This window comes from Streptomyces javensis (assembly GCF_039525925.1).
GTDB classification, from domain to species: domain Bacteria; phylum Actinomycetota; class Actinomycetes; order Streptomycetales; family Streptomycetaceae; genus Streptomyces; species Streptomyces asiaticus.
Genome location: NZ_BAAAIF010000096.1, coordinates 21,292 through 29,287, shown reverse-complemented (window position 1 = coordinate 29,287; position 7,996 = coordinate 21,292). Strand labels below are relative to the sequence as shown.

The 7,996-nt window shown below is 65.2% G+C and carries 8 protein-coding genes; 6 read left to right on the top strand and 2 right to left on the bottom strand.

What is annotated here, in order from left to right:
• The 3 genes from ABD329_RS43815 to ABD329_RS43805 form a co-directional block, all read left to right on the top strand.
• The coding region (locus ABD329_RS43815) for an acyl-CoA dehydrogenase family protein (protein ID WP_344317914.1) at positions 1–173 on the top strand (173 nt) is incomplete at its 5' end.
• A 225-nt stretch (positions 174–398) separates the two neighbouring features.
• Positions 399–1,316 (top strand): radical SAM/SPASM domain-containing protein, encoded by a 918-nt coding sequence (locus ABD329_RS43810; RefSeq protein ID WP_198279456.1) that lies wholly within the window; start codon positions 399–401, stop codon positions 1,314–1,316.
• Positions 1,317–1,323: 7 nt separating this feature from the next.
• Positions 1,324–2,118 (top strand): protein kinase family protein, encoded by a 795-nt coding sequence (locus ABD329_RS43805; protein WP_198279447.1) that lies wholly within the window; start codon positions 1,324–1,326, stop codon positions 2,116–2,118.
• A gap of 307 nt (positions 2,119–2,425) precedes the next feature.
• Here ABD329_RS43805 and ABD329_RS43800 read toward each other — a convergent pair whose 3' ends face one another.
• Complete coding sequence (locus ABD329_RS43800) at positions 2,426–3,766, bottom strand: NsdA family TPR-like regulatory protein (RefSeq protein ID WP_198279448.1); 1,341 nt, start codon at positions 3,764–3,766, stop codon at positions 2,426–2,428.
• A 745-nt stretch (positions 3,767–4,511) separates the two neighbouring features.
• Between ABD329_RS43800 and ABD329_RS43795 the strand changes: the two genes are divergently transcribed.
• The 3 genes from ABD329_RS43795 to ABD329_RS43785 all read left to right on the top strand — a co-directional run bounded on the left by ABD329_RS43795 (position 4,512) and on the right by ABD329_RS43785 (position 6,292).
• Positions 4,512–4,757, top strand: coding sequence for a hypothetical protein (locus ABD329_RS43795; RefSeq protein WP_309142829.1), 246 nt, complete (start codon positions 4,512–4,514; stop codon positions 4,755–4,757).
• 157 nt (positions 4,758–4,914) lie between these two features.
• Positions 4,915–5,361 carry a glycine-rich domain-containing protein gene (locus tag ABD329_RS43790; protein WP_198279450.1) on the top strand — a complete coding sequence of 149 codons (447 nt, stop codon included), beginning with the start codon at positions 4,915–4,917 and terminating at the stop codon, positions 5,359–5,361.
• 82 nt (positions 5,362–5,443) lie between these two features.
• A complete protein-coding gene (locus tag ABD329_RS43785; protein ID WP_309142830.1) occupies positions 5,444–6,292 on the top strand; it encodes a protein kinase domain-containing protein in 849 nt (282 codons plus the stop codon).
• 330 nt (positions 6,293–6,622) lie between these two features.
• Here ABD329_RS43785 and ABD329_RS43780 read toward each other — a convergent pair whose 3' ends face one another.
• Entirely contained in the window at positions 6,623–7,936 is a 1,314-nt protein-coding gene (locus ABD329_RS43780; RefSeq protein WP_198279451.1) for an LCP family protein, read from the bottom strand.
• Between the last annotated feature and the right edge of the window lie 60 nt (positions 7,937–7,996).

The window sequence follows — 7,996 nt, the reverse complement described above, 5'->3', positions numbered from 1 at the left end:
ACGCCTCCGACGCCGCGATGGAGATCACCACGGACGCCGTCCAGCTGCTCGGCGGCTACGGCTACACCCGTGACTACCCGCTCGAGCGGATGATGCGTGACGCCAAGATCACGCAGATTTATGAGGGCACGAACCAAGTCCAGCGGATCGTGATGGCGCGCAACCTTCCGTAGAGCCTTTGCTGCGGGTCAGCGTCCCAGGGCGTCTTCGATTGCCTGCCCCGCGGCAGGCAATCGAAGACGCCAGAGTCACCGTGCCCTAGCGGCGGTCTACTCCCGTTCAACCTGCCTTCGTAGGCTGGTCTTTGAGCGTCCCCCTGTTGAGCGCCACGCGGCGGCGTGAGCGATCGCGTGGCAAGAAGGGACAGGCCAGTGACAACGGTCGCGGAAGCGCAGACGATGACACCCCGGTTCCTGTGGCTGGACCTGACACGGAAGTGCCAGCTCCGCTGCACGCACTGCTACAACTCATCCGGGCCCGACGGTACCCACGGTGCCATGGCCCGCGACGACTGGATCAGCGTCCTGGACCAGGCCGCACGCCTGGGCGTCCGCAGCGTTCAGTTCATCGGCGGCGAGCCGACCATGCACCCTCACGCCGCCACCCTTGCCGAGCACGCGCTGGTCCTCGGCCTGCACGTCGAGATCTTTAGCAATCTCGTCCACATCGCGGCGGAGTGGTGGACGCTCCTTCAGCGAGAAGGGGGCGGCCTTGCCACGTCGTACTACTCGGACCAGGCTGCGGACCACAATGCGATGACCGGCCGCCCCAGCCATGCCCGGACGCGGAAGAACATCGCGAAAGCCGTTCGACTGGGCATCCCGCTGCGTGTGGGGGTCATCGGCGATAGCGAGGAGACCATCGACGCGGCCCGGCGTGATCTTGAGGCCTTGGGCGTGACGAGGATCGGTGTGGATTACGTTCGCCCCTTCGGACGGGGTGGGCAGGGCCAGGACTCGGACGCATCTGGGCTCTGCGGCCGATGCGGCTCCGGCAGAGCTGCCATCGGCCCTGGTGGCGAGGTTTCCCCGTGCGTCTTCTCAGGTTGGATGAGCGTAGGGAACGTTCAGGAAGACGCCTTGGCCGCCATCCTCGGCAGCGCTGCCATGACCGAGGCGAACGTGGCGATCCGCAGCGCGGTCCGCACTCGGCCCGAGCTGCAATGCGAGCCCCAAAGCTGCTATCCCGACCAGAGCCCTTGTTACCCTGCCCAAACCCCCTGCGCCCCCCAAGGACAAGTGCCTGCCGCATGCGGCCCTGATGATCAGGAATGCAGCCCAGGCAGTCCGTCTACCTACTGCAACCCAAGGAGATAGCGTCCTGATGCCTCTCGATCCCGGCCCCGGGTTCAGGGCGTTGATCAGGCCGTACACGGGCCAGGTGACCCGTATCGGTCCGCCTGACGGGCACGGGTTCAGCACGGATCTCCTTGCCGTCGTCGATTGCGAGAACGGGCCCTTCTTCGTCAAGGCGATGAAGAACCGCCCCGGTGGTCGGCGTGATCAGATGGTGCGGGAGAAGGTGATCAACCCGTTCGTTCGATCGGTCGCCCCGGCCCTGCTCTGGTCAGTTGAAGACGAGGAATGGATCGTCCTCGGGTTCGAGTTGGTCAAGGGACGAGAGACCGACTTCACGCCTGCCTCAGCAGACCTGCCGGTGGTTGTGGATCTTCTCAATCGCATCCACGACATGGAGCTTCCGAGGGTCGTCCAGGGCTGGACAGAGACCAGGTGGGACTGGTTCGCCGACAGGGGCGCTCCAGCCCTGTTCCGGGGCGACACGCTCCTCCACGCGGATATCAACCCGAGCAACCTGCTTATCGGCCAGCGGTCCTGGGTCGTGGACTGGTCTTGGCCGACCAGGGGCGCGGCGTTCATCGATCCGGCCATGCTCGTGGTGCAGCTCGTTGCCGCCGACCACACGCCGGAGAGTGCTGAGTCGTGGGTGTCCACATGCGCGGCCTGGGCGAACGCCGACCCGAAGGCCATCGACGCCTTCGCGGTGGCCTACGCCCGTATGAACCGCCACAGGGCTCTTCGAAGGCCCGGAGAGCGGTGGCTGGCTGCCATGGCTGAGGCAACTGAGGCGTGGGCCACACACCGAGGCGTGTACCTGTGAACCACGTGATCGGCGGTGACTCGTGGCCTGTGCGGACGGGTAAGTGAGCACGGGGAAATCCTGGAGGATGCCCTCTGGGGGGGCGTATGCGCAGGCCAGAGCCGGGTGATGGGTAAAACACAGATCTACGAGGGCACCAACCAGGTCCAGCGCATCGTGATGGCCAGGAGCCTCCCCTAGCAGGGTTACTGCCCACTCCGTGAAGTGGCCCACCCCCCTCAACCGATCCAACCCCTTCCGTGCTCTCCTCTGACCAACCAAAGAAAGTGCCCCGGCCGGAGTTATCCGGTCGGGGCACGCGCATTTCTCAGACCAGCAGCGAGGCAGGCATGACCATTCGTGCGCGGTCATTCAGGTCGCGGGCGGCATGATTCTTTAGGTGCGGCTTGATCAGTTTCAGCATGCTTTGCATTCGCTGATCGGCCCTCCCTGATTGGACTAGCGGGTAGTCGTCAAGCGCGCTGTGCCAAGTGGCGCATGCTGCTTCCACATGTCCTATAGCGATTTGCCGTTCGGCCAGAATGGCCCGCTCCTTGACGCGAGTGCGCCGATAAACGTCATACCTCAATCGGTCTGACTGCTTCATTGCTTCGACTGCACCAGTCACATCACCGAGCTCATAGCGAACCTGGCTGGTGTGATAGTTCAAGGCCGCCGGATCATATGACCCGAATGCTTTCTGTTGAGACTCGGCCTTATCCATAGCAATTTCTGCTTCCCGAAGGTACATGAGAGCCTTGGTCTTTTCGCCAATCTGCGCCGAAGCGTGCGCCTGTTGGCCAGCGAGAAATGCCCGCATCCTGGGACCGGCCTTGGGGGACGCGGCAGCAGCGGCATCGGCAAGCCGCATCGCGGTCCTGCCATGCCCTAGATCGACTGCCTGAACGCTCATCCCTCGCAGCGTGGTGCAGTAAGTTAGGTGATCCTCTGAGGCTCCAGCCAATTCCAAAGCCTTCAAGTAATACTTCTGAGCCAGTCCGTGAACCCCTTCATCCACAGCCATGTACCCGGTGAGGTAACACAGGTCCGACGCAGCCGACATCATCGCTTTGCGGACTTCTTCTGTGGCGTCGGCTCGAAGGTACGGAGCCACCGTATTGACAAGGAAAGCTGCGGCCATGGGGCGTGCGTGTCGGCCACCGAACTGATCATCAAGCTCTGAGATCCGTTCGGTCATCGCTACGACCGTATGGACGTCAGGCATCCCGATGCGCTGCACCTGCTCTGTCTGAATGGCTTCCATCCGGCCTACAACGTCCGGCCAGTTGGGCACAGTCAACGCGACAGAGAAGAGGCTCACGCCAAGGACGCTGCGGCGCGAAGGGTCCATGTCCTGCCTCCCCAAGTCGATCAAGGCCTCAACGGTACTCGGGCGTGCGTTCGACTCGTTGGCAGGCAGGGGGAATCCTGCCTCAGCGTGCGTGATCGGTCGGCCCAGCTTCCGGGCGAACGCCTCCAAGATCAGCGGTCGGGCAGCCTCTTTCGGCATGTGCCCCTTGAGCCACTGATGGGCGGACGGCTCCCGGTACTTCTGTGGCGTTCCGCGTTCGGTGCCAATGCGGTTGACCTCCTGGACGAGCTGTCGCAGCGTCCACCCGGTCTCTCGGAACAGCCGTTCCAGGCTCTCGTTCGGCTCCCGCTCACCCACGACACGCTCAACTCCCCGGCTAAAGCAGGCGCTTAAAGCTCTTAAAAACTGCCGCTCTTGCCACGGTACCGCGATGCGTAGTGGAGCGGTTGCCTAGAGCGAGAAGGACCCCCGCAACCGTGCGACCGGTCCGGGGGCATGGCCAACGCTACGAAGGAGCGTCAACATGAGAGAGCGTATCGCCCGATCCATGAGGCCGTGGCTGCGCAGGTTATTCCCCGCCACCGGTCGCCATCGGACAGTCGATACCTCAAGGTTCGCACCGGCACCCGCTGCCGTGCCCGTGCCCGCCCCGGCCTGCGTGCCTGTCTGTAACGCAGACTCGCCCACGCTTCAGCTCCCGCGTATCCCGGCTGAAGGCCGTTTCCCGATCGCTTGGGACACCGACCCCGTGCCGTTGTACGTCCTCCGGCACGAGCGGCAGCGAGCTGTGGGGGTCTCGCGGTGAGCGCGATCGAGCCTCCAGCCCAACCGCAGGAGGCACAGCAAGGCCCGCCCAAGCCCCCGACTCAGGAGGAGTTGGACGAGCGTGCGGACGCCCTGAATCAGAGGATTGACAAGCACCTTGGGCGCGGGGGGCTGACCCGATGACCTCGTGTGCCACGTGCACCCGGCTGAAGCAGGAGAAGGCCAAAGCCATGGAAGCCGGTGACTATCGGCTGGCCGCCGATCTTGAACTGAAGATCCGGCACCATCCGGACGGTCACACGATGCCCCCGTTCGGACCTCGATGGGGGTGGATCGGGTGAACGCGCCGACGCCGTACAACGGGCCCCAGCCGGGCGAGGAGGCTTACGACGCCGCCACGGGACGTCTGGGCGTTCTTCAAGCCGTCTGTGACATCGATGAACTCATCTTCGATCACCAGATGCCGGGCCCACTCGTCGCGTTCCTCCGCCCCCAGAGGGGCGGACAGGAGTGGATGACTGACTCCAGGAACGTCCAGTTCCCCAACGAGGCACGACCGCATCCCGACTCCGGCGGCGAGTAGCCCTGACGCATCCCATGACTCCACCCGCCGGACGGTGTTGATTCCCGCCTGGTGGGTGGGTGAGCCCCCGCCCCGATCGTTCGCAACAGGAAGGGCTAGCGGTCGGGGCGGGTCAGCAAGTGCCGTGCACCACTCCAACCAGGGAAGGATCACAGCAATGACAGCAGTAGTGAACGACCAGCGGACCGGCCGGTCACTGGTCAGCGAAGAGTTATTCGGTAGCCTCGCCCACTTCGTGGCCACCCACAACGCGCAGACCCCGGAGCGGGCCGAGCGCATCGCCGACCAGGCGATTGCGTTCCTCGCGACCGTGGCCACCGCCACCGTGCCCATGGTCCCGTCGGACGACGTGGACATGGGTCTGCACGCCTTCCTCCTGCACACCAAGGCGTACGGGGAGTTCTGCGACCAGCACGCCGGGCGCTTCCTGCACCACAACCCCGGCCCCGGTGGCGGCGGGCGCACCCTGGAAGCCGTCACAGCCAGCGCGCACGCCATGAAGGCAGCGGGCTTCATGGTCTTCGATGACCTGTGGACCGTGAACGGCGAGAACGCCGCGCAGTGCGATTCCGACTGCGGACGACCGTACGGACAGGCGGAGTAATCTCCGGCCGGTGATGTGAGACACGGCCGCCCCTCGGCACATGCTGAGGGGCGGTTCGCTCTTCTAGAGAGGATCAGATTTCGTGGCCGAAGCAGCGTCGTACGAGATCCCCACCAGCGTCTTAGAGACGCTGGTGGCTTCAGGAAGGCGGCTCGTACTCGACCGGCGCGGGTCAACTGTTTGGGAGGTCGAGACGCAGCAGGGCCGGTATGCCGTGAAGCTCGGCTACCCAATCAAAGCAACAAGCGAATGGGAGGCCCAGGAATGGACGGCCCTGGCCCCCGGCCGCGAGGGTGCGATCTTGCAGCAGCTCAACAGGGGCAACGTCAGCTACGGCGAATGGGAACACGGCACCTGGAACATCCAGCCCTGGCACCAGGGCGACAGCCTGTACGACCTGTGGCACCCGCACCGCGCCGAAGGGGCCTCATCAGAGCCCGACCTAGGTGAAGCACTGTCGTGCGCGGAAGCCGTAGCCGCGTTGCACGCCACGGGGTGGGCACACGGAGACATTCAACCCGCACACCTGATCATCAGCGATGAGGGAACGGCCCTCATTGATCTCGCCCTGGCTCACGGCGGCGCCATCCCCGCCGCGTATGACTTCAGCTATCGCGGCTGTCTGGTGCACTACGAGAGCCCCGAGATCTCCCGGAGCGTGCTGGAGACTGGTACGGCCATCCCGACCATGGCAGCGGACGTCTACGCCCTTGGCGCCTCGCTCTTCATCAGCGCGACCGGACTGCGCCACGTCGCGTACCCGGACGACGCCAGCCGCAAGGATCAGCGGCAAGCCATCGTGGACGGACCGCACCGCCCGGTGAACGTGCCCGGAGTGCTCGGCAAGCTCATCAAAGCCATGCTCAGCCCCGATCCGGCCGACCGGCCCACGAGTGCCGAAGTCTGTAAGGAACTGAGCAGCGGGCGCTGAGCCCCCTTGATCGCCCCGCCCATCCGATCTACCCCCTGGGACGGATGGGCGGGGCTCGCCGCAGTTCAGACAGGGTTGGTCACGTGACCAACGCATGACCAACAGCGGCCCCGGGAGCCCAGTGATCATGGGGAAATCCTGGGGAGACCCCTTCTGAAGGGGGCGTTCATGCAAGTCACGGCCCTACGGCCTGCACGCAGATCTACGAGGGCACCAACCAGGTCCAGCGCATCGTGATGGCGCGCAACCTTCCGTAGTCCCCTCACGCAAAAGACCGCTGCCGGGCCCGACGGGCCCGGCAGCGGTCTTTTCCGGTCCGGATGGTCCGGATCAGTTGCTGGAGACGGTGACCTTGTCGTCGTTCTTCAGCTCGCTCATCAGCTGCTTGACCTTCGTCATGTCCCACTGCACCGCGCTGCCCTTGGAGGTGGCCAGGCCGGGGTTGGAGATCGGCATGTTCATCTGCTTGCCGTCGCCGCCGGAGACGCCCTTCATCGCGAAGAACATGTCCTTCACGTCCCACAGGCTCATGTCCTTGTCGACGATCAGGTTGTCCAGGCCGGCGCCCATCGTCGGGTAGAGCTTGAACGGGTTCATGATCGTGCTCGGCGAGGCCGCCTTGTTGGCCAGCGCGGACAGGAACTTCTGCTGGTTCTTGGTGCGGTCCAGGTCGCCGCCCGCGAGGCCGTAGCGCTGCCGGACGAAGGCGAGCGCCTGCTGGCCGTTCAGCGTCTGCTTGCCCTTCTTCAGGTCATTGCCGGACTTCTTGTCCTTCATGTCCTGCGGGATGTCGATGTCGACGCCGCCGACGCCGTCCACCAGGTTGGCGAAGCCGTCGAAGCCGATCTCCGCGTAGTGGTCGATCTTCAGACCGGTGTTGTACTCGATCGTGCGGACGAGCAGCCCGGGGCCCTCGGAGGAGAACGAGGCGTTGAGCTTGTTCTGGCTCTGCGGGATCCGCCGGCCGCTCTCCGAGCCGGTGAAGGCCGGGATGGTGACCCAGGAGTCACGCGGGAGGCTGATCATGGTGTTGCCGTTGTCACCGACATGGAGAAGGATCATGGAGTCGGTGCGCCGGCCGTCGGCCGAGCCGGTGTGCAGCTTCTTCTTGTCCTCCTCGGACATGCCCTCGCGGCTGTCGGAACCGACGATCAGGTAGTTGGTGCCCTTGCCGCCGCTCGGCCGGTCCTCGACCTTGCTCAGGTCCACCTCGTTGCGGAGCTTGGAGTCGGCCCAGATGTAGGTTCCTATGCCGACGGCGAGCAGCAGGACGATCAGGGTGACCAGGCCGATGGTTATCCGGCGCTTCCAGTTCTTCGGCCTCACCGGGCGCGGGCCGGGGCCGCCGGGGCCACCGGGGCCGTTGCCGCCCGGTCCGCGGTTGCCGCCGCCGTAGACCTGACCGGTGTTGTAACCGTCGTCGTAGTCGTCATAGCCCTGGGACGCCTGCTGCCGCGGAACGGTGCCGCGCGGCGAGAGGTCGGGCGGCAGCGGGGGCTCGTCGTACGGCGGTGGACCGCCCGCACCGGGCGCTCCGCGCCTCACCTGTGGCATGGCGCGAGCCCCTTCCGGCTCGGCGCTGCCGCTACCACGTCCGTACCGGCCGCTACCGTCGCCGGACCATCCCTGGGGCCATTCGCTCATGCAAGGCAGTGTGCCTGGTCGGGTAGGTCGCATTACAGGGCGGGTGCCGGATCGCGGCAG

What these genes read in the sequence shown, in the direction of transcription:
- ABD329_RS43810 (WP_198279456.1), top strand. Translation starts at nt 399, where the DNA reads ATGACACCCCGGTTCCTGTGGCTGGACCTGACACGGAAGTGCCAGCTC.
- ABD329_RS43805 (WP_198279447.1), top strand. Translation starts at nt 1,324, where the DNA reads ATGCCTCTCGATCCCGGCCCCGGGTTCAGGGCGTTGATCAGGCCGTAC.
- ABD329_RS43790 (WP_198279450.1), top strand. Translation starts at nt 4,915, where the DNA reads ATGACAGCAGTAGTGAACGACCAGCGGACCGGCCGGTCACTGGTCAGC.
- ABD329_RS43780 (WP_198279451.1), bottom strand. Translation starts at nt 7,936, where the DNA reads ATGAGCGAATGGCCCCAGGGATGGTCCGGCGACGGTAGCGGCCGGTAC.